Origin of the sequence: Ensifer sp. LC11 (assembly GCF_001695835.1) — a bacterium.
Taxonomy (GTDB): Bacteria; Pseudomonadota; Alphaproteobacteria; order Rhizobiales; family Rhizobiaceae; genus Ensifer.
The window spans coordinates 137,318-160,436 of record NZ_MBSO01000009.1 but is presented as its reverse complement, the minus strand read 5'-3'; the positions used below and the strand labels follow the sequence as shown (position 1 = coordinate 160,436).

The following is a 23,119-nucleotide window of genomic DNA, read 5'->3' as shown; positions in this document are numbered from 1 at the left end:
CGAGACCGGCGTGAGCGCAGGCCGCCACTTTTGCCACCCGGAAACCCGCCCCAACGTCAGCACCAAATCCACAAAACAAAACCCGCCGAAAAATCGACGGGTTTGTCAGCGGTCTGGGCGGCCCCACGGGCCGCCCTTTCTCGTTTCAACCGATTTCCTTCGGCGCTTCAGACATGGCGCGTCGAAACGTCGCTCTCGTTAAAGCGAGGCGGCAGGTAGGCGTTGGGGCACAAGCCCGACGAAGATTGTCATCGGCACGGGTCGTTACCGCGGCAATTATTCGCCCCGGTCTGCTGTTTCGCCGAAAACAGGTTACTAGGAACCGTTTCGTACATTGGCTCGTCTATGCCGTTCAAGAGGATAAGATTAGCCATCATCGGCGACATCTGAACGCCCGGAAAATAAGTTGTGAAGAGACTGACCGCCTTCTCCCTGTGCGAGAAGAAATCATAAATGCGGCGCTGAACAAACCTGGCAAGTTCGGGCCGGTCGCGCGAAACAAGCAGGGCATAGGGCTCGTAGGTGTAAAACGACGAGAACCGTTCGACATCCTGCTCCTCGCATCCTCTGGCGATCCGCCACGAATTGAACTTCGCCTGAATGATTTCGCGATCGCCGAAGTAGACCTGCTGCCGCCCCCCCTTTTTGCAGAACCACTCGGTGAGGGCATCGTAGGTCAGAAAGGAACAGAGTCTGATGAACGGCATGTTCTTGGACGCTTCCTTGCTCGGCGGATGCGAACAACCACTAAATCGCCTGCTGCAATTTTTCGGAGTCTGTTCGGACGAGGCAACACCGAAGAAATCGACATTGCAGGCACGCAACGCGACCTGTTCCGCGGTTGTGTTCTCGACATAAGCGAGGTCGGTGCCTGCGCGCGAAAGAGCCACACTCCGAACAATATAGGAAACGCCTGTGACGAATATGATCGGCGAGAAGTAGCCGTCTATCACCTCGTTGTTTCTCCAGTACCGCAACGTGGTGGGATCACAAAGAATGTCGATCGGCTCCGACACGTCCGGACGGTCAGTCCGAAAATCGTTGAACCGGTCGCTGGCGGTCACCGGAACCTCCTTCAAAACGTAGCCGCTGCCGGCAAAGATGCTATAGCAAAGATCGGCGGCGTAGCCTCGGTAGCGCCGCGTACCGATGGGACCCGCCCTGTAGGAAAACGGCTCGGCATCCGAGCGAAAACCTGCCCGAACAATCAGCGACCCTTTGGATGGCTGCTCGGCCGGTTGATCAGAAAGAGCCGGGCTACCGAAGGTGAAGGCGATCGCGAAACTCACAACAAAGATAACCGATCGCGAGCCAGCGCCCGACCGTGGCGTTGCCCACGTTCTCCGCCACCCGGCATTGGTGACCGCGACAAAGACAAGGATAAAGCAAACAATCGCATCGGTGAGATTGTAAATGCGATAGAAGACCGGCCGCTCGTGCTTGCGATACTGGTCCGCCAACGATTCCCAAGGTGTGCAGTTAACATCGGTCAGGCATCCAGAAAGCCAGGCCAGGTTTAAGCCAACCACCACCGATACCGTCAATGCTGCGGCGGCGGCCCCATAGGCAATTGCTGCCCGCCCTCCCGGTACCTCGCGTTCAGATGCACGCACGACAAAGTACGCGAAGATCCCGGCGCACAGGCTCTTCGGGATCATAGTCGCGAATGCCGACTGCTTGCGCATATAGAGCAAGTCTCGAAAGCGGTCCGGATTCTCGGCAATCAATGCCATCCAGAACATGGCGACAAGCATCAGTCCGAGGGCCGCCACGACGCTGGCGATGGCGATGTAGTAGATCATTCGTTCGGCAGATTGCCGACGCGTGTGAGAATTCCCGAGATGCTGGCGTCTATCGATGTCGGTAAGATATTGTTTGAGCGCCATGACCGCGAGCAAGGGCAGCCAAAAGATGACCGCGACTTGCAGCGTTTCGAGAGCGGCTGTGGCGAAGACCGTCATCGCCGTTAGCTCCACGTCAGTCAGCGGCGAGTGAAGACCAAGCCGGGTCATGAGCGCGTAGGCGCAAAAGATCGGCGGGAGCATGATCAGGACCCAGAACCCCGTCTCCAGACGCTGCTCCGGAGGCGCAATCTCCATAACCGCCACTTTCAACGTTTCGTTCAAACTGCTTGCGGCGCCTGGCTTCTGGCCTCCGGATATGCTCGCCTCCTCCAGATAGGGACTGCGTTCGGCGTAGACGGCGAGTATAGCCGCAAGTTCGAGGCGGGATTTGTCGATCTTCGCAACCGTGTCCTCAAGTATCGTCTCCAGTTGCCGGCGTTGGCGGGCCTGCGCCTCTTTTACAGCATCTGGGTTCTGAGCATTTTTTTGGTCTTTGGCATTTTGGTTGGGTGCGGGAACTTCCGCCGCTTCCCTGCCTTGCTCCGGGTAGACGGAGTCGATGAGGTCCTCGAGAGCGAGCAGTGCGCTGCCTGCTGCCAACCGTTGCTCGCGTACCAAGGGCTGCAGTTCATCGAGAACGAGCGTGTCGGGCCAGGAGCCCGGGTCTTTGATTGCCGCGGTCATGATTTCAAGTTCGCTCCACTTGCGGATAAGGGGAACGAAGTTACCGCTGCGTCGCAGAAGCAGTCTCATCCACGGCTTCACGTCATCCAGCTTTTTGGACACGGACTTGAGCAGCGGACTGTCCGCCACGCCGGAAGCCACCGGGTCATTTTGGCCCGCGCCCTCGCCCTCCGCTCTGGGGGTAGACGAAACCCCACTCGCTCGGCCCTTCTTCAAGGGTGAAATCTCTCGCGTCTGGATCGCTGCGTCGACAATCGGCCCGACATACTGATCGAGCGTAAGCAGCAGGCGGCGTGTCCGCTCCTTAAGCTGCATCGGGACCCCTGCCCAGCCATGCACCTGCCGCCGCAGCCAGGTTTCGACGATCTCCACGGGCCTCAACAAAGGCGCAAAACCCGCCATGCCGATAGCCAGTGTCAATGGCCAGCTCGGACTGGTCAACGTGTCCCGGCCAATGTCAACCTCCAGTCCCGCCATGGGAATGTAGTTCACCGCCTTGAAGATCAGTCCTCCGAAGAAGGTGAGTGCGGCGTAAACCGCGACCAAGATTCCGGCATAGTAGAAATACGCGCGCCGCATGGCGTCGCCGCCGCGCAATTGCGTCGGCGCGAGCTTCTTTACGACTTCATAGTCGAACTCATCTGGATGGAAACTGGGTTGGCTGAAACGCTGCCAGGCGAACAGGGCGACCAAGGCTGCGCCGAAAAGAAAGGCGAAGACAAAATCCCACTCTAACCGCATACCCATCAATGGCAACAAATCGCGCTGCTCGGGCCGGATGAGGTGATAGCTCCAGAGAGACGTGGGAACGTCCTGAGGCCAGACATTGACGACGCTGTCGTTCACATCTGCCCTCCCGCAAATGCGACCTCAGGTAACCAAGATATTAGAACTCAACATTTCTGGATGTTGGGGTCGCATGGTCCAGCCGAAAATGCGGAACCTGAAGGCACCGCGGATGCGAAGACGGAGACAAGCAGGAACAGCGCCAAAGCAACTTTACGCATCGCTTTCACCTCAGGCATCATTATTATCGAACTCTAATACTACCAAAATTTGCACACCGTGCAATATACGTCAGGCCAGCGGCTCGGCCGTAGGTTTAAACTGAATGCGTTCCAACCGCCCTTTGGCCTCAGACAAAGCCCGTTCACTCCAGCCGCTTGGCCGGATTGTCGCGGTACCAGTCGACGATCATGGGCATCATCTCCTCGAAGGGGCCGCCGACATAGACGTTGAGCAGCCCCATGCGCGCCTCGCTTTCGTTCTTGAAGTCATGCATCGTGCCGCGCGGGATGACGAACAGCGAGCCCTTGGGTTTCTGGTGCCAGGTGTCGCCGACGAGCACGCTTGCCGTACCCTCGATCACATAGAAGATTTCGTCATTGTCGTCGTGCTTGTGGGCGCCCGGCCCTTCGTGCCGGGCCTCGAGCCACCATTCCGATATGGAAAAGCGGCCCGCGGTCTCCGCTCCATCGGCTTTGAATACCGCCTGGATCGCGCCCATGTCGTAGCGCCGGCCTTCCTCTGGTCCGAGCACGACCGATTGGCCTTCGTTTGGCATGGTTCATCCTCCTTCCATAGAAGCAGCAACCCTACCACGAAATCCGATCACAGCCGCGCGCAATACGCCATCCGGACCGAAACGGAAGAGCCGCCCGCGACGGTGGTCGCGAGCGGCTCTTTTGCAATCAGCAATCGGCTGGGGCTTAGAGCTTGCCGCCGCGCTGCTGGATCATCATGAAGGTATCGTAGTTGTATTCGGCGATCTGGGCGTTGAGGTAGTACTCGCCGCGGAAGGCCTTGATCGAGTCCCAGATCTTCTTGAAGGTCGGGTTCGAGTCTTCCATTTCGGCATAGACTTCGTTCGCCTTGTCGAAGCAGGCCGACAGGATTTCGGCGCTGAACGGGCTGAGCTTGGCACCCGAAGCCACCAGGCGCTTGATCGCCGATGGGTTCAGGTAGTCGTACTTCTGCAGCATGTTCGCGTCGGTCGCCTGGCAGGCGGTGCGCAGCAGCGACTGGTAGTTCTTCGGCAGGCCGTCGAAAGCTGCCTTGTTGAACATGGCGTGGACCGTCGGGCCACCTTCCCACCAGCCGGGATAGTAGTAGTAGGGCGCGACCTTGTAGAAGCCGAGCTTCTCGTCGTCATAGGGACCGACCCACTCGGCGGCGTCGATCGTGCCCTTTTCGAGCGCCGGATAGATGTCGCCGCCGGCGATCTGCTGCGGCACGACGCCGAGCTTTTCGACGACCTTGCCGGCAAAACCCCCGATGCGCATCTTCAGGCCCTGCATGTCGGCGACCGTCTTGATTTCCTTGCGGAACCAGCCGCCCATCTGCACGCCGGTGTTGCCATTGGGGAAGCCGACGAGCCCTTGCGTGCCGAGGAACTCGTTGAAGAGATCGATACCGCCGCCATGGTAGTGCCAGGCGTTCATGCCGCGCGCGTTGAGCGCGAAGGGAACGGCCGCACCAAGCGCCCAGGTCGGGTCCTTGCCCCAGTAATAGTAGGAGACCGTGTGGCAGGCTTCGACCGTACCGGCCGCAGCCGCATCAGCGGCCTGCAGGCCGGGCACGATTTCGCCGGCAGCAAAGACCTGGATCTGGAAAGCGCCGTCGGTCGCTTCGGAGACGTGTTTCGCCAGCACTTCGCCGCCGCCATAGATCGTGTCGAGCGACTTCGGGAACGACGACGCCAGGCGCCAGTTGACCTTGGGGTTTGCCTGCGCGATGGCCGGCGTCGCAAGCGCGGCGGCACCTGCGGCCGCCAAGCCGCCGAGGCTTGCGTTTTTGATAAATGAACGGCGATCCATGGTTCCTCCCCTAGTTCTCGCCAAAAGGGTGGGCGCGTTCGGCACCACCACCCATCAATCCACCCGGCCCCTTCCCGGACAAGGGTGGCTCCTCCTCGTTAACCTGCCGAAACGACGCAAATCGGCGCCGCAATCGACGGGCGTTTCAGCACCTTACAGAAACACCGGACCATGTCTAGAAGGCGCTTTCCGGCATCCATTCGACTTTTGTCTAATGCGCCGGAAAGCGGATGATTTTGCCTAAAATGAAGGCAAATCAATGTTTTCAGCCAAAATCAGCGCTCGGCTGACTTGGCCCAGAGGTTGATGTCGGCCTCACGCGCATAAAGATCGATCTCGGCCAGTTCGTCCGCTGTGAAGGTGTCGTTTTCGAGCGCCTTGACACAATCGACGATCTGTTCCGAGCGGCTGGCGCCGATCAGGGCCGAGGTGATCCGGCCGTTGCGCAGCACCCAGGCGAGCGCCATCTGCGCCAGCGTCTGGCCGCGCTTCTCGGCAATGCCGTTCAGCTTGCGGATGTTGTCGATGATTTCAGGGCGGATGAAGTCCTTCTTGAGGAAGTGGTTCTGCGCCGCGCGGCTGTCGGTCGGGATGCCCTGCAGATACTTGGTGGTCAGCATGCCCTGGGCGAGTGGCGAAAACACGATCGAGCCGATGCCGAGGTCTTCGAGCGTATGGATCAGCCCGTCGTCCTCGATCCAGCGGTTGAGCATCGAATAACTCGGCTGGTGGATAAGGCACGGCGTGCCGAGTTCCCTAAGGATGGCTGCCGCTTCACGGGTGCGCTGTGAATTGTAGGAGGAGATTCCGACATAGAGCGCCCGGCCCGAGCGCACGATATGATCGAGCGCGCCGCAGGTCTCTTCAAGCGGCGTCTCTGGGTCGAAGCGATGCGAATAGAAGATGTCGACATAGTCGAGACCCATGCGCTTCAGGCTCTGGTCGCAGGAGGCGATCATGTACTTGCGGCTGCCCCATTCGCCGTAAGGACCGGCCCACATGTCGTAACCGGCCTTGGATGAAATGATCAGCTCGTCGCGCAGGTGCGCGAAATCCGTCCGCATGATTTCGCCGAAGGCGGTCTCTGCCGAGCCCGGAGGCGGGCCGTAATTGTTGGCGAGGTCGAAATGGGTGATGCCGAGGTCGAAGGCAGTGCGGCACATGTCGACCTTGCGGTCGTGCGGGGTATCGCCGCCGAAATTGTGCCAGAGCCCGAGCGAGATTGCCGGCAGCTTCAGGCCCGAGCGTCCGACGCGGTTATACTTCATGGTGTCGTAGCGGTTTTCCGCCGGTAGCCAGGTCATCGCCAAATCCTCCGCGATCCGTGTCCGGACGGCGGCAAAGACCCACCATCCCTCTAAACGAGAAGGGTTCCCGCGATCACGGAAACCCAAGCTTACTGTCGAAGACATCTTTATCACTGAAAGCTTCCCAGGGAAGCTTGGTGCCAACGAAATCCTCCGTCATTCCTGTGCTTGTCACAGGAATCCAGCCAGCCCAAGTCCTTGGGCTGAAAAGTCTTTTGACCCGACGGACGTCGGGTCGCTGGATCCCCGCCACGAGGGCGAGGATGAGGGAGGATGGAGCACCCGTCTCGGCAAAAAGGCGCCCTTGCGGGTTGGTGAACAGGCACGCGCCCGCTCACAACAACCGCAATAGCTATGAAGCGGCAGCGACGCGATTTTCCGATACTTCTTCGTCCACCTCGCGCAGCAGCGCTCTCGCCTCCTCGATGCCGAGGGCAGCCGGCTGGGTGCAGGTGGTGGAGAGCTCGATGAATCGTCCCTCTTCGCCGGATTTCAGGATCGACACCATGACGTCGACGCCGTGCAGCGCACGGTCGAGCGAGCAGCGGGCATCGCGGCCTTCGAGGATGGCGAGCGCCATGTCGGCAAGGCCTGCCGTGCGGTAGTTCGCCATCGGGCCCTGCGGATGCTCCTGGTTTGCCACGCCGAAGGGGTGGTCCCAGGCTTCGAGCGGCTGGACGTTCTTGTCGCGGCCGCTTGCCTCCACCGTGCCGCCGAAGAAGTTCGGATCGGGAACATAGAGCGAGCCCTCGGTACCGTAGAGCTCCATATTGCCGTGGCGGTGCGACCAGACATCCCAGCTCGCCGACAGCGTAATCGTCGCGCCGTTCTCAAACTCAAGCAGCGCATGGATGTTGGTCGGCGTCTTGACCGGGATCTCCTCGCCCTTGCGCGGCTCGCTGGTGATGGTGCGGGTGGGGCTGGCCATGGAGGACAGGGCCGCCACCCGCTTCACCGGCCCGATCAGGTTGATCAGGTTGGCGATGTAATAGGGGCCGAGATCGAGGATCGGGCCGCCGCCAGGCAAGAAGAAGAAATCCGGGTTCGGATGCCACATCTCCATGCCCGGGCTCATGACGTGGCAGGTGCCCGAGGTCACCCGGCCGATCTTGCCGGCGTCGATGGTGCTGCGGGCGAGTTGATGCGCGCCGCCGAGGAAAGTATCGGGCGCGCAGCCGACGGAAAGCCCCTTGGCTTTCGCGATCGCCCTGAGATCCTCGCCTTGCTCCAGCGAAAGCACCAGCGGCTTTTCCGAATAGACGTGCTTGCCCGCCTCGAGGATTGCCTTCGAGACCGGATAGTGCGCATCCGGGATCGTCAGGTTGACGACGATGTCGACACCAGGATTGGCAAGCAGCGCTTCGATACTCTGTGCCTCGACGCCGTATTCGGCCGCGCGCGCTTCGGCCGCCGCCGGGTTGATGTCGGCGCAGGCGACGACCTTGATGCCCTTAAAGAGAGGGGCAAGCTTGAAATAGGTGGTGGAGATGTTGCCGCATCCGATGATGCCGACGCCAAGTTCCTTGGTCATGGATGAACCTGCTTCTCAATAGGATTGAATGGAGGCGAGCGAACGCTCAGCGAAGCGCTTGAAATCGCTCGGATTGTCGTGCTCGGCGATGAAATAGCGGGCCTTGGTGGCGGCAAGCGTCTGGAAAAGCCCCTTCCAGTCGACGGTGCCCTCGCCGACATCGGCCCAGCCGTCCTCGTCCTTCTTCTCGCCCGTTGGCGCGATGTCCTTCACATGCACGGCGGTGATGCGGTCGCCGTACTTCTTGATCCAGGCGATCGGATCGGCACCGCCGCGGATGATCCAGGCGATATCGGCTTCCCAGGAAAGATCCGGTCCGCCTGCAAAGATCAGGTCCTGCGGGATGCTGCCGTCAGGAAGCGCAAAGAATTCGAAGTCGTGATTGTGCCAGCCGAAGATCAGCCCGGCTTCGCGATAGGGCTTGCCGGCCTTCTGCAGCCGCTCGCCGAAGGCACGCCAGCCGGCGGCATCCGTCGGGCGCTGGTCGGGCATCAGGTACGGGCAATAGATCGCCTTGATGCCAAGCGCCTTGGCGATTTCGAGCACGCGGGCCGGATCGTTTTCGAGCATGTCGAGACCAAAATGGGCCGTCGGCATGGCAAGGCCGTTCTCGTCGAGGCCCTCTTTGAAGCTCGCGATCTCCGCGTCGCTGAGCGCCGCATAGAGCGCACCATAGCCTTCGACCTGGCTGTAGCCGGCGTTGCCGAGTGCCTTCAGCACATTGGCGAACGGCGGGAAATTGCGGGCGCTGTAAAGCTGGAAACTGACGTCCTTCATGAAATCCTCCTCGATTTCGTCTTGGGTCCTTGGGGGGCTTGGGGGTCTTGGGTTCTTGGGGCCTCGGGATCACTTGAGCCAGGTGTCGTAGTCCGGCACCAGCAGGCGGGTGGGTGCCGAGTCCTCCTCGATCGCCGAGAAGCGACCGACAGGCTCGCGGAAATAGTTGTCGGTGAGATCGTCGTTGACGGTCGAAACCTCGCCCATCAGCACGTCGGCGCCTTCGGCCCAGAAGGCGTGCCAGTTGCCGGGCAGAAGCGTGACACTTTCGCCGGCTTTCAGCTTCAGCAACGCACCCGCTTTAAGGGTGCGCAGCCGCGCATCGGTGGCGACGACGACGTCACTCTCCTCGTCGACGCTGCCATCGGGCTTGGAATTGTACATCTGCAGCACCAGCGAACCGCCGCCGCGATTGATGATGTCCTCGGTCTTGACCGCGTGGCGGTGCAGCGGATTGACCTGATCCTTGGCGGTGATCATCAGCTTCTCGGCATAGACCATGCCCTGCCCGGTCTTCAGGTTCGCGGCGTTGCCATTGCGCAGCGTAAAGAGCACCAGGCCGAACTGGTCGAAGCGGCCCTTGCCATAGTCGGTGATATCCCAGCCGAGGCGGGCGTCGAAGATCGTCGGGCTGTCGAAGGCAACACGCGCCTTCAACTGCTCGGGCGACCAATAGGCAAAGGGCGGCAGCGTGAAGCCGAACGACTTCATGAAGGCATCGCTCTCGGCGATGATGTCGTTGACGTGGCTGCGCTTCATGGCGGTCAACCTTTTCCCTGGCAGGATTCGAGATCGAAGGCGGCAAAACGCGGCAGGTCGCCTGCGCCAAGCAGCACCTTCGGCGTGAAACGGATGACGTTCGTTTCGCCCGCGAGAAGATCGAAGGCGTTGTCGGAGTAGCGCCCGGCGACATCCGCCTCGATCATCACATGCAGGGCAAGACCGCTCGCCTTGACGGTGACCTCGAAGGCGCCCTCGCCGGCAGGAGCAACGTCCAGCGACAGGCCGGACGGCTGCAGGTCGAGCGCCTTGTAGGTGCCGTTGACATGGTGCCCCTCGCCGCGCATGCCGTTCGACGCCTCGAAGGACCAGAACAGCAGGTGATCCGCCGGAATATCGGAAGCGGCGATCGCCACCAGCGTCGCCGCCCGATCCGGGCTGCAGGTGCCGGCAGCCGCCGTCAGCGGCGTGCGCCTGCCATCGAGCGAAACGACGAAGGTCTGGAGTTCGACCGTCACCGGTTCTGCCGTGTCGTTGACCATCGAGAAGGCGATGTCCTTGCCGTCGGCAGACGGGATGGCGGCGACCGAGACCGGCTGGAAGAAGCGCCTCACCATGTAGTGCATCGCCTTCCAGCTGCCCCCATAGTCGAGGCTCGACCAGGAGGCGACCGGCCAGGTGTCGTTGAGCTGCCAGTAGAGCGTACCCATGCAATGGGGCTTCAGCGAGCGCCAGTAGTCGACCGCGGTGCGGATCGCCAGCCCCTGCTGGATCTGGCTCAGATAGACGAAAGCCGGGAAATCCTTGGGGAAGCGGAAGTAGCGGAACATCGTGCCGGCAATGCGCTCGTTGCCACCGACATTCTTCTGGTGGCTCTCGATCACCGGCGACGCGATGTTGAGGTCCTTTTCCGCCGCGAACTGCCGGATGACCGGCATCGACGTATAGGACTGGAAGCCGAACTCCGAGCAGAAGCGCGGCCGCACGGTCCGGTAATTGTCGAAGGACTTGTTCTCGTGCCAGACCGACCAGTAGTGCATGTCGCCCGAGCCATCGGCATGCCAGGCGTCGCCGAAGTCGAGATAGCCCGAAGCCGGGCTCGACGGCCACCAGATTGCCTCGGGCAACGCCTGTTTCAGCGCCACTTCGATCGTGCGGTTCAGCCGGTCATAGGAGACGAGATAACGGTCGCGGTCCTTGCGCGGTTCGTCGAACCAGGTGAGTGCGCCGACGAGCTCGTTGTCGCCGCACCAGACCGCGATCGACGGATGCGACGACAGGCGCTTGGCCTGATAGTCGACCTCGGCCGCAACGTTCTCCAGAAAATCAGGCGTCGAAGGATAGAGGTTGCAGGCAAACATGAAGTCCTGCCAGACCATGAGCCCTAGCCGGTCGCAGAGATCGTAGAACCAGTCCGGCTCGTAGAAGCCGCCGCCCCAGACCCGGATCATGTTCATGTTGGCGTCGACCGCCGAGCTCAAAAGGTCCTCGACGCCTTCGCGCGTCACCCGCGATGCTAGCGCATCCGCCGGGATCCAGTTGGCGCCCTTGCAGAAGATTTCGCGGCCGTTGACGCGGAAGGCAAAGCGGCTACCGGCCTCGTCCTTGTCGGTCAGAAGCTCGACGGTGCGGAAACCGATCTGTCGGCTCACCTCACCCTGCGGCACCTCAACCGTCAGATTTGACAGATGCTGCTCGCCGCTGCCGGCCGGCCACCAGCGTTTCGGCTTCGCGACGGAAAACACATGGGTGATGCGCGTCTCGCCCTTGCCGACGGCGCAATCCAGCCGCTCGCGGTCCTCGTCGAGCGCAAAATGTATCGGCACGATGCCGGGCGCGTCGGCAAACAGCGTCACGGTCACCAACAGGTCGACGCTGCCGTCCTCAAGCCAGACCTGCTTCGTCGTCACATGCTCGATGCGGGCGATCTCCAGGCGGCAAAGGGCGATCTCGCCGTAGACGCCGAGCGGCGCGATCGCGAGGTTCCAGTCCCAGCCGAAATGGCACTGCGGCTTGCGCAGCATGTTGCCGTTGGCGATCGGCGAATTGCCGGGGTGATAGGGCACGTAGAACGGCTGCTCGGCCTGACGGCGCGCGCCCTCTGCGATCGAGGAACGCAGCGCGATGCGGATGCGGTTTTCGCCGGCGACAAGCGCGCGCGAGATGTCCGGCCGGTAGCGGCGGAAGCAATTATCCGCTTCGAGCACCAGCCGGTCATTGACGAAGACCGAGGCAACCGTATCGAGGCTTTCGAGGTCGAGATACCAGTAGCCCGAGAGGTCATCGGCTGCGACCGTAACCGTGCGCTCGATCACCCAGTCCTTGTGCGCCACCCATTGCACGTCGTTCTCGTTGCGGCCGACATAGGGATCGCCGATCACGCCGGCCTTTGTGAGCGCCGAATGTACGTCGCCCGGCAGCGCCATCGCCAGTGTGTGGCTGTTATCGACCGAGCTGAGCTGCCAATCGCCTGACAGGTCGAGACGGATGGCGGTGCGATTGTAGTCCTCAGAGAGCATTGTCGTATTCCACGGATCGACCGGCAACGCCGGCACAGTCATTGTCGGGATAGGCCGGGCGGAGATCCCTGCCCGGCCCCCCTTATTTCAGAGTCGGTTCTCGCTTGTCGCATCGAAGATCGAGGCAACGGCCATATCGAAGGAGAGCGTGACCGCCGTGCCCGGGGCATAACGCCGCTGCCCGGCGATGCGCACCGACATCGATTGCCCTGCGAGCTTCAGCCACAACAGGTTGTCGGCGCCCATCGGCTCCTCGATATCGACCACCGCCCGGTGCGAGGCCTGAGCCCCGCTTGCCGCCTCGTCGACGCGCACATGTTCCGGCCTCAAGCCCAACACGACCTTCTGCCCATGCACGAACGGTGCGCGCGAGGGATAAGCCGATACGTCGAAATCGACGCCGTTGGCGTGCACATAGGCGCGCTGGTCGCGAAGCTGCAGCTCGCCGCGGAAGAAATTCATCGACGGCGAGCCGATGAAGCCGGCGACGAAGAGGTTTTCCGGCGCGTTGTAGATCGTCATCGGATCGGCGAGCTGCTGGATCACGCCGCTCTTCATGACGGCGATGCGGTCGGCAAGCGTCAGCGCCTCGATCTGGTCGTGGGTGACGTAGATCATCGTGTTCTTCAGCGACTGGTGCAGCCGCTTGATTTCGACGCGCAACTCCGAGCGCAGCTTGGCGTCGAGGTTGGAGAGCGGCTCATCGAAGAGGAACACGTCGACATCGCGCACCAGCGCCCGACCGATCGCCACGCGCTGGCGCTGGCCGCCGGACAGTTCCGAGGGCTTGCGCTTCAAGAGCGGCTGGATCTGCAGGATCTCGGAGGCGCGGCGCACGCGCTTGTCGATCTCTTCCTTCGGCACCTTCGCCACCTGAAGGCCGAAGGAGAGGTTCTTCTCCACCGACATCTGCGGATAGAGCGCGTAGGACTGGAACACCATGCCGATGCCGCGGTCCTTCGGCTCCTCCCAGGTGACGTTCTTGTTCTTGATGAAGATCTGCCCGTCGCTGACATCGAGCAGGCCGGCGATGCAGTTGAGCAAGGTCGACTTGCCGCAGCCCGACGAGCCGAGCAGCACCAGGAACTCGCCATCCTTGATGTCGAGGTTGAGCGTGTCGAGCACAGTGACGGCACCGAAGCTCAACGACAGGTCTTTTACCGATACGCTGACGTTTTGCATGTCCTTACCCTTTCACTGCGCCGGCGGCGATGCCGCGGACAAATAGCCGTCCGGAGACGAAATAGACGAAGAGCGGCACGGCACCCGTCAGGATGGTTGCCGCCATGTTGACGTTGTATTCCTTCACGCCCTGGACCGAGTTGACGATGTTGTTGAGCTGAACCGTCATCGGGTAGTATTCCGGCCGGGTGAACACGACGCCGAACAGGAAGTCGTTCCAGATGCCGGTGACCTGCAGGATCATCGCCACGACGAAGATCGGCAGCGACATCGGCAGCATGATCTTGAAGTAGATCGTCCAGAAGCCGGCACCATCGACGCGCGCCGCCTTGAACAGTTCCTCCGGCAGGCCGGCGAAATAGTTGCGGAAGAGCAGCGTCAGGATCGGCATGCCGAAGATGGTGTGCACCATGATGAGGCCGGTCAGCGTGCCGTAGATGCCCATTTCGCGAAGCACGATGACGATCGGATAGATCATCACCTGATAGGGGATGAAGGCACCGACGATCAGGATGGTGAAGAACAGCTCCGCACCCTTGAAGCGCCAGTTGGCAAGCGCATAGCCGTTGACCGAGGCGATCGCGATCGAGACGATCGTCGAGGGAATGGTGATGCGCACCGAGTTCCAGAAACCGCGCGAAAGCCCGTCGCAGTTGAGGCCGGTGCAGGCGCTCGACCAGGCCTTGACCCAGGGCTCGAAGGTGATTTCGAGCGGCGGCGCGAAGATGTTGCCGAGCCGGATTTCCGGCATGCCTTTGAGCGAGGTCATCACCATCACATAGAGCGGCAAGAGGTAGTAGAGCGCCACGATGATCAACGTGCCGTAGATCATGATGTTGCGGCCCGAAAGCGCCCGGCGTGGCTTGCGCCCGCGCGGTCCGGCGACGACCCTGTCGGTCTGCGCCTGAGGCAGGGCCTCGTCCGCGACTGAATTGAAAGCAACGATATCAGACACGCTTGCGCCCTCCCCCGAATTCCAGATAGGCCCAAGGAACGATGATGATGGCGACGGTGATGAGCATCATGGTCGAGGCGGCAAAGCCCTGGCCGAGGTTCTGCGCCTGGAACATGTAGTCGTAGACGTATTTTGCTGGCACTTCGGACGCGATGCCCGGACCGCCGCTCGTCTGCGCCACGACGAGGTCGTAGACCTTGACGATGCCGCTCGCGATGATGACAAGCGTGGTGATGAAGACGCCGCGCATCATCGGGATGACGACGAAGATGTAGGTCTTCCACATCGGAATGCCGTCGACGCGCGCCGCCTTCCAGATGTCCTCGTCGATGCCGCGAAGACCCGCGAGCATCAGGCACATGACGAGCCCGGTGCCCTGCCACAGCGCCGCGATCAGGATGCCGTAGATGACGATGTTGGCGTTATAGAGCGGGTCGAAGGTGAAGCTCTCCCAGCCGAGCGAGCGCACCACCGACTGGATGCCGAATTCCGGATTGAGCAGCCATTGCCAGACCAGGCCCGTCACGATGAACGACAGGGCAAAGGGATAGAGCATGATGGTGCGGAAAGTATTCTCGAAGCGGATCTTCTGGTCCATCAGTGCGGCCAGCACGAAGCCGATCACCAGGCTGAAGATCAGCGAAAAGATGCCGTAGATGGCGAGGTTCTGTACCGAGACCAGCCAGCGCGGCGCGTCCCAGAGGCGTTCGTACTGATCGAAGCCGACGAAGGATAGCCGCGGCAAGAGCTTGGAGTTGGTAAAGGAATAGACGACCGTCCAGATCGTGCCACCGAGGAAGATCACCACGGCCGTCAGGATCATCGGGACGGAGGCAATCTTCGCGTTCAGGTTCCGCAGCCACTGGTTCGGTCGGCCCGAACCTTGTGTGTAACCCGCCATGTTTGTTCCTCCGGAACTGCAATGGGTTTCGGACGATGGGCAGCGCCATAGGGCGTCCTGTCCCATCAGGGCGACAACCACTCCCAAGGGACCGCAACGCATCACGCGCGGACTGCCGGCACGGATACTTCATGCCGGATGGGAGGCTTTGACCGGCCTCTTCAAGTCGAGGCCGGTCAAGGCAGTTGCGGTTACTCCGCGTTCGCGATGATGTCGGCGAAGCGCTTCTGCGCGTCTTCCGGCGTGATCGACGCGTTGGCGAAGAATTCGGAGAACAGGTCCTCCTTCTGCTTCTGGCTGTCGGCCGAAAGCAGCTGGTCGGTGCCCTGGATCACATTGCCCTTGGCAAGAATGTCCAGACCCTTCTTCATGCAGTCGTTGGCAGCGGCGAGATCAACGTCGCCACGCACCGGCAGCGAACCCTTCTTGAGATTGAAGGCGACCTGGGTCTTCGGATCGAGCAGCGACGAAGCGAGCGCTTCCTGCGCCTTCGACTTTTCCTCGTCCTTCAGAAGCGGGAAGTAGAAGGCATCGCCACCGGTCGAGATGATCTCGTTGACGCCGAGGCCCGGCAGGCAGGTATAGTCGGTTCCGGCCTTCTGGCCGGCAAGCGCGAATTCACCCTGCGCCCAGTCGCCCATGATCTGGCCGCCGGCCTTGCCGGTGATGACCATGTTGGTCGCCTGGTTCCAGTCCTGGACATTGGTGCCCTTCGACATGCGGCGGGCATCGTCGGCGGCCTTGAAGACCTTGGCGATCTCAGGGCCTGCCGCCACGTCCTCGTCCTTGTCGCCAAACACCTTCTGGAAGGTGTCCTTGCCGGCGATCGCCACCATCAGCACGTCAAACGCGCCGGCTGCCTGCCACGGCTGCCCACCGACCGCGAGCGGCACGATGCCGGCCTTTTCGAGCGCCGGTGCGGCGGCAACGAACTCGTCCCAGTTTTTCGGAACCTCGACGCCCGCCGTCTTGAAGGCGGCGTTCGACAGCCACAGCCACTGCCAGGAGTGAATGTTGACCGGGGCGCAATAGATCTTGCCGTCGATGGTGCAGGAATCGAGCAGGCTTGCCGGCTTGATGATGTCCTTCCACTTCTCGCGGGTCGCGACATCGGTCAGGTCGCGCATCAGGCCGGCCTGGACCAGCTCCTCTGCCTGCCGGCCGTGGTTGAACTGCGTGGCGCCCATCGGGTCGCCGCCGGTGATGCGGCTGATCATGATCGGGCGGGCGGTGCCGCCGGAGCCGGCGATCGCGCCGTCGACCCAGTGATTGCCCGTCGCATCGAAGGCCTTGGCGAGTTCCGCGACCGCGGCCGCTTCGCCGCCGGATGTCCACCAATGGGTTACTTCAAGATCGGCTGCATTGGCCGCACCGAGCGGCAGTGCCACGGCTGTCGCCAGCATGGCCGCAAAAGAACGTATTTTCATGAGTCTCCTCCCTCACTGTAACGTTACCGTAAAAAACTTAATGCAATCGATTACAGGACGCAACACCCACCACAATCGATTTAAACAGAATCTTAAAAAACACCCATTGCGTGCAGATGACAACGGACATCCAAAGCGCTTTGCGCCCGCCGCTAGCCCTCCCGCATCTCGCAGGAATTTCTGTTATTCAACTGATATTTATGGAATTTTTGCAGCAATCCGGCACTGCCTTCAAGATCACCATCTCGCCAATGCAAAAAACACGCGCTCCAGGTCCGGATTCAACCAGCCCGCTCCTTCTTTCGCAGCGCAGCAACGAAAATGCTCGACATCGCACCTGTATCGTTACAGATTTGAAGCAATTTGATCCATCCAAAGCAGCATAGCCGCACACGACTTTTCGTATATAAGGCGATGAAGTGACAGGGTGGCGGCGCGATGGACAGGGCCGAACCGAATGCGCTTGACTGCCGACGGGCAAACCGGCAGCGCGCAGGAAGAGAGTGGGCGGGTGACGGCAATGGACAGCAAGACGAAAAACAGGCCGCAGACACTGCCGGATGGAGCCCGGCCGACCCTGAAGACGATCGCCTTCATGACCGGGCTCGGGATTACGACCGTTTCGCGGGCACTGAAGGACGCACCCGATATCGGCGCTGAAACCAAGGAGCGCGTGCGTCTCGTCGCCAAGCAGATCGGCTATCAGCCGAACCGCGCCGGCGTGCGCCTGAGGACCGGCAAGACCAATGTCATCAGCCTCGTCCTGACGCTGGAAGAAGAGATCATGGGCATCACCAGCCCGATGGTTGTCGGCATCACCGAGATCCTTGCCGGCACGCCCTATCATCTGGTCGTCACGCCCTATAGTGCCGTCAAGGACGCGCTGGCGCCGATCCGCTACATCCTCGACACGGGTGCGGCCGACGGCGTGATCATCTCACGCACCGAGCCGCACGATCCGCGCGTGGCGCTGCTCACCGAGCGCGGCCTGCCGTTCGTCACCCACGGCCGCACCGAGATGGGCATCGTCCACCCCTATCACGACTTCGACAACGAGCGCTTCGCCTATGAGGCGGTGCGCAAGCTGGTCGCGCGCGGCCGGCGCCGGCTGGTTCTGTTGGAGCCGCCGCCGCACCTCACCTTCTATTCGCACATGCGCGCCGGCTTCGAACGGGGCCTGCGCGACTTCCAGGCCGATGCGGTCAGCTTCCACCAGACCAACATCGACCATTCGCTGGTCGAAATCCGCGACGCCTTCGAGGTACTGATGCGCTCCGACGACGCGCCCGACGGCATCGTCTCGGGCAGTGGCTCCGGCGCGATCGCGCTGATCGCCGGCCTGGAGATGGCCAAGAAGAAGCTGACGGAAGACTGCGACATGGTTTCGAAGTCCCCGAGCGACTTCCTGCGCTGGCTGCGCCCGGAGGTGATGACCATGTACGAGGACATCCGCGTCGCCGGTCGCGAACTGGCAAAGGCCGTCATCGGCCATATCGACGGCCAGCCGGCGGAAACGCTGCAAAGCCTCAGCCAGCCGGAGTTCCAGCCGCCGATCACACGCGGCCTGCGGGCCTGAACCGACAGCGCAATTAGATTTGGCGAATGCTTCTCCGCCCTCATCCCTGTGCTCGTCACAGGGATCCAGCAGCGCCGCGTCCGCGGCGCGGAAGAGTCTTTTCAGCTTGGGCTGGTCCCGCAGTTCCAACGGAACTGCTAGAGGTTCCTGTGACGAGCACAGGAATGAGGACAGAGGATAGGCCGCCGTCCGACCACAAGCGACCAAGCGAGAGCCCGCCACGAGTATCGCGAAACCCCGAAATTCCCTTCCCGACTTGCTTGTGACGCAGAAACCTGCGACAGGCCGGGGCAACATTTGGGCGCGACGGCGCCCCTCTCCTCCCTTCAGGCTACCGCAGACATGATCCGTATCGAAAACATCAGCAAGCAGCTCAGCCACCGCATCCTTTTCATCGAAGCCTCAGCCGCCCTCAATCGCGGCGAGAAGGTCGGCCTCGTCGGCCCGAACGGCGCCGGCAAGACCTCGCTCTTCCGCATGATCACCGGCGAGGAAGTGCCTGATGAAGGCCAGGTCGCCGTCGATAAGGGCATCACCATCGGCTACTTCAACCAGGATGTCGGCGAGATGTCCGGCGGCAGCGCGGTTGCCGAGGTGATGAACGGCGCCGGTCCGGTCAGCGAAGTCGCTGCCGAGCTACGCGAGCTCGAAGCCGCCATGGTCGATCCCGATCGCCTCGACGAGATGGACGCGATCATCGAGCGCTATGGCGAGGTGCAGGCGCGCTACGAGGAGCTCGACGGCTACGCGCTCGAGGGCCGGGCCCGCGAAGTTCTGGCGGGCTTAAGCTTTTCCCAGGAAATGATGGACGGCGATGTCGGCGCACTTTCGGGCGGCTGGAAGATGCGCGTGGCGCTCGCCCGCATTCTCCTGATGCGCCCCGACGTGATGCTGCTCGACGAGCCGAGCAACCATCTCGATCTCGAAAGCCTGATCTGGCTCGAAGATTTCCTCAAGAACTATGACGGCGCGCTGATGATGACCTCGCACGACCGCGAGTTCATGAACCGCATCATCACCAAGATCATCGAGATCGACGGCGGCTCGCTCAACGCCTACTCCGGCGACTACGGCTTCTACGAGCAGCAGCGCGCCCAGAACGAGAAGCAGCAGCAGGCGCAGTTCGAGCGCCAGCAGGCGATGCTCGCCAAGGAGATCAAGTTCATCGAGCGCTTCAAGGCCCGCGCCTCGCACGCAGCCCAGGTGCAGAGCCGCGTAAAGAAGCTCGACAAGATCGACCGGGTCGAGCCGCCGAAGCGCCGCCAGTCCGTCGCCTTCGAATTCCGCCCGGCGCCACGCTCCGGCGAAGACGTCATCAACATCAAGGGCGTGCACAAGAAATACGGCAGCCGCAGCATCTATGAAGGCCTGGACTTCATGGTGCGCCGCCGCGAGCGCTGGTGCATCATGGGCATCAACGGCGCCGGCAAGTCGACGCTGCTGAAACTCGTCACCGGCTCCACCGAGCCGGACGAAGGCAACGTCACCCTCGGCGCCAGCGTCAAGTTGGGTTACTTCGCCCAGCACGCCATGGACGTGCTCGATGGCGACCGCACGGTTCTCCAGCAGCTCGAAGATACCTTCCCGCAGGCGGGCCAGGCACCGCTTCGCGCGCTCGCCGGCTGCTTCGGCTTTTCCGGCGATGATGTCGAGAAGAAGTGCCGGGTGCTCTCGGGCGGCGAGAAGGCGCGCCTCGTCATGGCGATCATGCTCTTCGATCCGCCGAACCTTTTGGTGCTCGACGAGCCGACCAACCACCTGGACCTCGACACCAAGGAAATGTTGATCAAGGCGCTCGCGGACTACGAAGGCACCATGCTCTTCGTCTCGCACGACCGCCACTTCCTCGGCGCACTGTCCAACCGTGTGCTCGAATTGACGCCGGAGGGGATTCACCAGTATGGCGGCGGCTATACGGAATATGTCGCGCGCACCGGCCAGGAAGCGCCCGGCCTTCGAAGCTGATCAAACAGCGAGCTGGGCGTCGCGCGCCGGCGCCCAGCGTTTCGCAGCTCCCGCCACATTGGCGGTGGCTGGGGCAAAACAAGCAGAGCCCCAATGTACGGCACGACTCCGCTCTAAATCGGTACTGAAAGGTCTACGTTCTTGTGAAGCGCTACCGTAGCAGCGTCTACAAATCCTAGCGGATCGTGGCTCGAAATCGATGGGACTTTGGTCCGAATCACGCAGCCAAAGGTCTGAGTGTCATTGTCGCGACGCGACCGGTCGCATATTGCTGGGGCTGGGGCGCCATCGCAGCGACTGCTGCCAATCACTTCAGACAGGTGATGTCCGCCATGACATCGAAAATTGCATGGAAAGTTCGCATTTCCGATTGCGTGTGGGACTTTCTGTCCAACCCCTTCACCATCGCAATCTACATTGCTTTCGCCACCCTGTGTGCCTTCGTTGCCAGCGCGAAGACCGGCATCCCCACCTACGTGCTGATGGCCGTCGGTTTTTTGCTGGTCATCTTTGTCGATCCCCCGAAAAGACTGGGCAAGCTACGGGCACGGCGCCGGCCCCCGTTGCGAACAAGCCATGTCGTGCCCTTTTCCCGCCGATCCGATGAACGGGAAAAGATGCAAGGTCCGCGCGGCCCCGGCGACCGTCGGCGGGCGGGGAACGATCGCAGCGTCCACCGGCGATAGTCGCGCCCCGCAAGCGGATTTCAAGGGGACACGGCGGCGTTAGAAACACCAGCCTGCTTTGCTGGAACAATGGGCGAGATCAGCAGTTTCCCGTCTGACGCAGACAAAAGCACATGACCGGACGCAGGACGTCCACGGTGCGCGGAAGCCATCATAGACAGGTGGCGATGAAAGCGCGTGGGCACGATGAAGACGAAGCACTATGTGCTGCAGATTTTTCGAGCCGCCTTCACCGACAGGCTGGTGCTGATCATAGTTGTGCTGATGATTGCCTCGCTGTTCGCCGTGCTGCCGATCAAGTCCTGCTCCAATCCTGGAGCAGTCAACGGCACAGGAACCGCAGAGATATCAGCGGTTCGATGACCGGCTAATGCATGTCGCGCAAAAGTGCGCAGCGGTTTTGCGATAACGATATGCGATAAATCAAAAACATAAGGCGCGAGGAGCGAATCTGAGAGATTGCGACGCGCCTTAGCGTGTTGTCCGAACGGTGCGGGTCACCAAGACCAATACAAACGGGGCGACCAAGGCCGCCCCGCTTCGAAACACTCTGTCGAGACATAGAGCATCCCGCTCTCAAGTGGGTTCACCTGAGGCGGAAAGATGCTCTAGAATCAAAGCGCTGGAGCGTCCTTGGTGCGTTCATATGAACGCACGGCGCTCTAGCCGTTGAGGCCGCTGCCCCACGGGCCGTGGTGGCTGTCGGCACCATCGACGCGGTCGAAGCCGTGCGCGCCGAAGAAGTCGCGCTGCGCCTGGATGACGTTGGCCGTGCCGCGGCCGCGGCGGTAGCTGTCGAAGTAGCCAAGCGCCGAAGCGAGCGCCGGCACCGGCAGGCCGCCGAGAACGGCTGCCGAGACGACGCGGCGCAGCGCTCCGTCGGTTTCCTTGACCATGGCGGCAAAGGCCGGCGTGACGATCAGGTTGGCGGCATCAGGCGCCTTGGTGAAGGCAGTGGTGATCTCATCCAGGAACTGCGAGCGGATGATGCAGCCGGCGCGCCAGATCTTGGCAATGGTCGGCATCGGCAGGTTCCAGTTGAACTCCTTCGACGCCGCCGACATGACCGCAAAGCCTTGCGCATAGGCGCCGATCTTGGCGGCGAGCAGCGCGCTTTCGAGATCCTTGATGAAGGCGGCCTTGTCAGCCACCTTGAACTCACCGACCTCAGGCAGGCCGAGGATCTTCTCGGCCGCTTCGCGCTCTGCCTTGGCAGAGGAGATGCTGCGCGCCGCAACGGCCGCTTCGATCGCGGTTGCCGGAACGCCCATGTTCTGCGCCTCGATCACCGACCACTTGCCGGTGCCCTTCTGGCCGGCCTTGTCGAGGATCAGGTCGACGATCGGCTTGCCGGTCAAAGGATCGGCTGCCTTCAGCACCTTCTCGGAGATCTCGATCAGGTAGGAATTGAGGCGCCCCTTGTTCCAGGTGCCGAAGACTTCGCCGATCTCGGTCGCCGACATCTTCAGGCCGTCGCGCAGGATGCCGTAGATTTCGGCGATCATCTGCATGTCGGCATATTCGATGCCGTTGTGAATGGTCTTGACGAAGTGGCCGGCGCCATTTTCGCCGAGCCAGGCGACGCACGGGTCGTTGTCGTACTTGGCGGCGATCGAGGTCAGCACGCTCTCGACGCGCTTCCAGGACTCTTCCTTACCGCCGACCATGATCGACGGACCGTGGCGCGCGCCTTCCTCGCCACCGGAAACACCCATGCCGATGAAGGTGAGGCCCGAATCCTTCAGCGCCTCGAAGCGGCGCATCGTGTCGCGGAAGTTGGCGTTGCCGGCATCGATCATGATGTCGCCCTTGGAAAGATAGGGCTTGAGGATCTCCATCTGCTGGTCGACCGGCTCGCCGGCCTTGATCATGATGATGATCGGCCGCGGCGGGCGGATGGCGGCAACGAACTCTTCAATCGTGTCGCAGGGTACGATCTGGCCCTTCAGTTCGCCGGCTTCCGCGTAGAATTTGTGCGTCGCTTCGACGGTGCGGTTGAACACCGCGATCTTGTTGCCTTTTTCAGCGATGTTGAGCGCCAGGTTCGAGCCCATGACACCGAGACCGATTAGGCCGATTTCCGCCTGTGACACGTGATTGCCTCCATTGGACAGAAGTGCCGGACGCGATCGGGATAAACGCGTCAAAGCCGGCCCTTCGAATTGAACTTCGCCTACTCGTGGCGGGCTCTGTCGAAGGCCCTGGTGCGAGAAGCGACGGCGGAGGTTG

18 protein-coding genes are annotated in these 23,119 nt (G+C 61.6%); 5 read left to right on the top strand and 13 right to left on the bottom strand.

Annotated features, from left to right (window positions below; all coding sequences use genetic code 11):
- Positions 1 to 248 precede the first annotated feature (248 nt).
- The 12 genes from BBX50_RS07260 to BBX50_RS07205 form a co-directional block, all read right to left on the bottom strand.
- Positions 249 to 3,374 carry a hypothetical protein gene (locus tag BBX50_RS07260; protein ID WP_065774640.1) on the bottom strand — a complete coding sequence of 1,042 codons (3,126 nt, stop codon included), beginning with the start codon at positions 3,372 to 3,374 and terminating at the stop codon, positions 249 to 251.
- A gap of 304 nt (positions 3,375 to 3,678) precedes the next feature.
- Positions 3,679 to 4,092, bottom strand: coding sequence for a cupin domain-containing protein (locus tag BBX50_RS07255; protein ID WP_065774639.1), 414 nt, complete (start codon positions 4,090 to 4,092; stop codon positions 3,679 to 3,681).
- Positions 4,093 to 4,237: 145 nt separating this feature from the next.
- The gene (locus BBX50_RS07250) at positions 4,238 to 5,344 is read right to left on the bottom strand and encodes a TRAP transporter substrate-binding protein (protein WP_065774638.1); all 1,107 of its coding nucleotides are present in this window, start codon (positions 5,342 to 5,344) and stop codon (positions 4,238 to 4,240) included.
- A 275-nt stretch (positions 5,345 to 5,619) separates the two neighbouring features.
- Positions 5,620 to 6,648, bottom strand: coding sequence for an L-glyceraldehyde 3-phosphate reductase (gene mgrA / locus BBX50_RS07245; RefSeq protein WP_065774637.1), 1,029 nt, complete (start codon positions 6,646 to 6,648; stop codon positions 5,620 to 5,622).
- Positions 6,649 to 7,003: 355 nt separating this feature from the next.
- Complete coding sequence (locus tag BBX50_RS07240; protein ID WP_065774636.1) at positions 7,004 to 8,182, bottom strand: Gfo/Idh/MocA family oxidoreductase; 1,179 nt, start codon at positions 8,180 to 8,182, stop codon at positions 7,004 to 7,006.
- A 15-nt stretch (positions 8,183 to 8,197) separates the two neighbouring features.
- The gene (locus tag BBX50_RS07235; protein ID WP_065774635.1) at positions 8,198 to 8,959 is read right to left on the bottom strand and encodes a sugar phosphate isomerase/epimerase; all 762 of its coding nucleotides are present in this window, start codon (positions 8,957 to 8,959) and stop codon (positions 8,198 to 8,200) included.
- A gap of 69 nt (positions 8,960 to 9,028) precedes the next feature.
- The gene (locus BBX50_RS07230) at positions 9,029 to 9,718 is read right to left on the bottom strand and encodes a D-lyxose/D-mannose family sugar isomerase (RefSeq protein ID WP_065774634.1); all 690 of its coding nucleotides are present in this window, start codon (positions 9,716 to 9,718) and stop codon (positions 9,029 to 9,031) included.
- 5 nt (positions 9,719 to 9,723) lie between these two features.
- Positions 9,724 to 12,198, bottom strand: coding sequence for a glycoside hydrolase family 2 protein (locus BBX50_RS07225; RefSeq protein WP_065774633.1), 2,475 nt, complete (start codon positions 12,196 to 12,198; stop codon positions 9,724 to 9,726).
- 87 nt (positions 12,199 to 12,285) lie between these two features.
- Positions 12,286 to 13,380, bottom strand: coding sequence for an ABC transporter ATP-binding protein (locus BBX50_RS07220; protein WP_065774632.1), 1,095 nt, complete (start codon positions 13,378 to 13,380; stop codon positions 12,286 to 12,288).
- A gap of 4 nt (positions 13,381 to 13,384) precedes the next feature.
- A complete protein-coding gene (locus tag BBX50_RS07215; RefSeq protein WP_320410498.1) occupies positions 13,385 to 14,212 on the bottom strand; it encodes a carbohydrate ABC transporter permease in 828 nt (275 codons plus the stop codon).
- Positions 14,213 to 14,327: 115 nt separating this feature from the next.
- On the bottom strand, positions 14,328 to 15,236 hold the full coding sequence (locus BBX50_RS07210; RefSeq protein ID WP_065774630.1) for a sugar ABC transporter permease: 909 nt from the start codon (positions 15,234 to 15,236) through the stop codon (positions 14,328 to 14,330).
- A 191-nt stretch (positions 15,237 to 15,427) separates the two neighbouring features.
- Entirely contained in the window at positions 15,428 to 16,663 is a 1,236-nt protein-coding gene (locus BBX50_RS07205) for an ABC transporter substrate-binding protein (protein ID WP_065774629.1), read from the bottom strand.
- Between the two features lie 116 nt (positions 16,664 to 16,779).
- Between BBX50_RS07205 and BBX50_RS30230 the strand changes: the two genes are divergently transcribed.
- The 5 genes from BBX50_RS30230 (at position 16,780) to BBX50_RS07185 (ending at position 21,253) form a co-directional block, all read left to right on the top strand.
- Positions 16,780 to 17,049 (top strand): hypothetical protein, encoded by a 270-nt coding sequence (locus tag BBX50_RS30230; RefSeq protein ID WP_161952208.1) that lies wholly within the window; start codon positions 16,780 to 16,782, stop codon positions 17,047 to 17,049.
- Between the two features lie 134 nt (positions 17,050 to 17,183).
- The gene (locus tag BBX50_RS07200) at positions 17,184 to 18,239 is read left to right on the top strand and encodes a LacI family transcriptional regulator (protein ID WP_065774628.1); all 1,056 of its coding nucleotides are present in this window, start codon (positions 17,184 to 17,186) and stop codon (positions 18,237 to 18,239) included.
- A 342-nt stretch (positions 18,240 to 18,581) separates the two neighbouring features.
- On the top strand, positions 18,582 to 20,204 hold the full coding sequence (locus BBX50_RS07195; RefSeq protein WP_065774627.1) for an ABC-F family ATP-binding cassette domain-containing protein: 1,623 nt from the start codon (positions 18,582 to 18,584) through the stop codon (positions 20,202 to 20,204).
- A 332-nt stretch (positions 20,205 to 20,536) separates the two neighbouring features.
- A complete protein-coding gene (locus tag BBX50_RS07190; protein WP_139108539.1) occupies positions 20,537 to 20,890 on the top strand; it encodes a hypothetical protein in 354 nt (117 codons plus the stop codon).
- Between the two features lie 177 nt (positions 20,891 to 21,067).
- Positions 21,068 to 21,253, top strand: a complete 186-nt coding sequence (locus tag BBX50_RS07185) for a hypothetical protein (RefSeq protein ID WP_065774625.1) — start codon at positions 21,068 to 21,070, stop codon at positions 21,251 to 21,253.
- Positions 21,254 to 21,552: 299 nt separating this feature from the next.
- On the opposite strand, the gene gndA is transcribed toward BBX50_RS07185, so the two are convergent.
- Positions 21,553 to 22,983 (bottom strand): NADP-dependent phosphogluconate dehydrogenase, encoded by a 1,431-nt coding sequence (gndA, locus tag BBX50_RS07180; RefSeq protein ID WP_065774624.1) that lies wholly within the window; start codon positions 22,981 to 22,983, stop codon positions 21,553 to 21,555.
- Between the last annotated feature and the right edge of the window lie 136 nt (positions 22,984 to 23,119).

Excerpts from the sequence above, each read along its gene's own strand:
- BBX50_RS07255 (WP_065774639.1), bottom strand. The coding sequence starts at position 4,092 with ATGCCAAACGAAGGCCAATCGGTCGTGCTCGGACCAGAGGAAGGCCGG.
- BBX50_RS07250 (WP_065774638.1), bottom strand. The coding sequence starts at position 5,344 with ATGGATCGCCGTTCATTTATCAAAAACGCAAGCCTCGGCGGCTTGGCG.
- mgrA (WP_065774637.1), bottom strand. The coding sequence starts at position 6,648 with ATGACCTGGCTACCGGCGGAAAACCGCTACGACACCATGAAGTATAAC.
- BBX50_RS07240 (WP_065774636.1), bottom strand. The coding sequence starts at position 8,182 with ATGACCAAGGAACTTGGCGTCGGCATCATCGGATGCGGCAACATCTCC.
- BBX50_RS07235 (WP_065774635.1), bottom strand. The coding sequence starts at position 8,959 with ATGAAGGACGTCAGTTTCCAGCTTTACAGCGCCCGCAATTTCCCGCCG.
- BBX50_RS07230 (WP_065774634.1), bottom strand. The coding sequence starts at position 9,718 with ATGAAGCGCAGCCACGTCAACGACATCATCGCCGAGAGCGATGCCTTC.
- BBX50_RS07225 (WP_065774633.1), bottom strand. The coding sequence starts at position 12,198 with ATGCTCTCTGAGGACTACAATCGCACCGCCATCCGTCTCGACCTGTCA.
- BBX50_RS07220 (WP_065774632.1), bottom strand. The coding sequence starts at position 13,380 with ATGCAAAACGTCAGCGTATCGGTAAAAGACCTGTCGTTGAGCTTCGGT.
- BBX50_RS07215 (WP_320410498.1), bottom strand. The coding sequence starts at position 14,212 with ATGATCTACGGCACGTTGATCATCGTGGCGCTCTACTACCTCTTGCCG.
- BBX50_RS07210 (WP_065774630.1), bottom strand. The coding sequence starts at position 15,236 with ATGGCGGGTTACACACAAGGTTCGGGCCGACCGAACCAGTGGCTGCGG.
- BBX50_RS07205 (WP_065774629.1), bottom strand. The coding sequence starts at position 16,663 with ATGAAAATACGTTCTTTTGCGGCCATGCTGGCGACAGCCGTGGCACTG.
- BBX50_RS30230 (WP_161952208.1), top strand. The coding sequence starts at position 16,780 with ATGACAACGGACATCCAAAGCGCTTTGCGCCCGCCGCTAGCCCTCCCG.
- BBX50_RS07200 (WP_065774628.1), top strand. The coding sequence starts at position 17,184 with ATGGACAGCAAGACGAAAAACAGGCCGCAGACACTGCCGGATGGAGCC.
- BBX50_RS07195 (WP_065774627.1), top strand. The coding sequence starts at position 18,582 with ATGATCCGTATCGAAAACATCAGCAAGCAGCTCAGCCACCGCATCCTT.
- BBX50_RS07190 (WP_139108539.1), top strand. The coding sequence starts at position 20,537 with ATGACATCGAAAATTGCATGGAAAGTTCGCATTTCCGATTGCGTGTGG.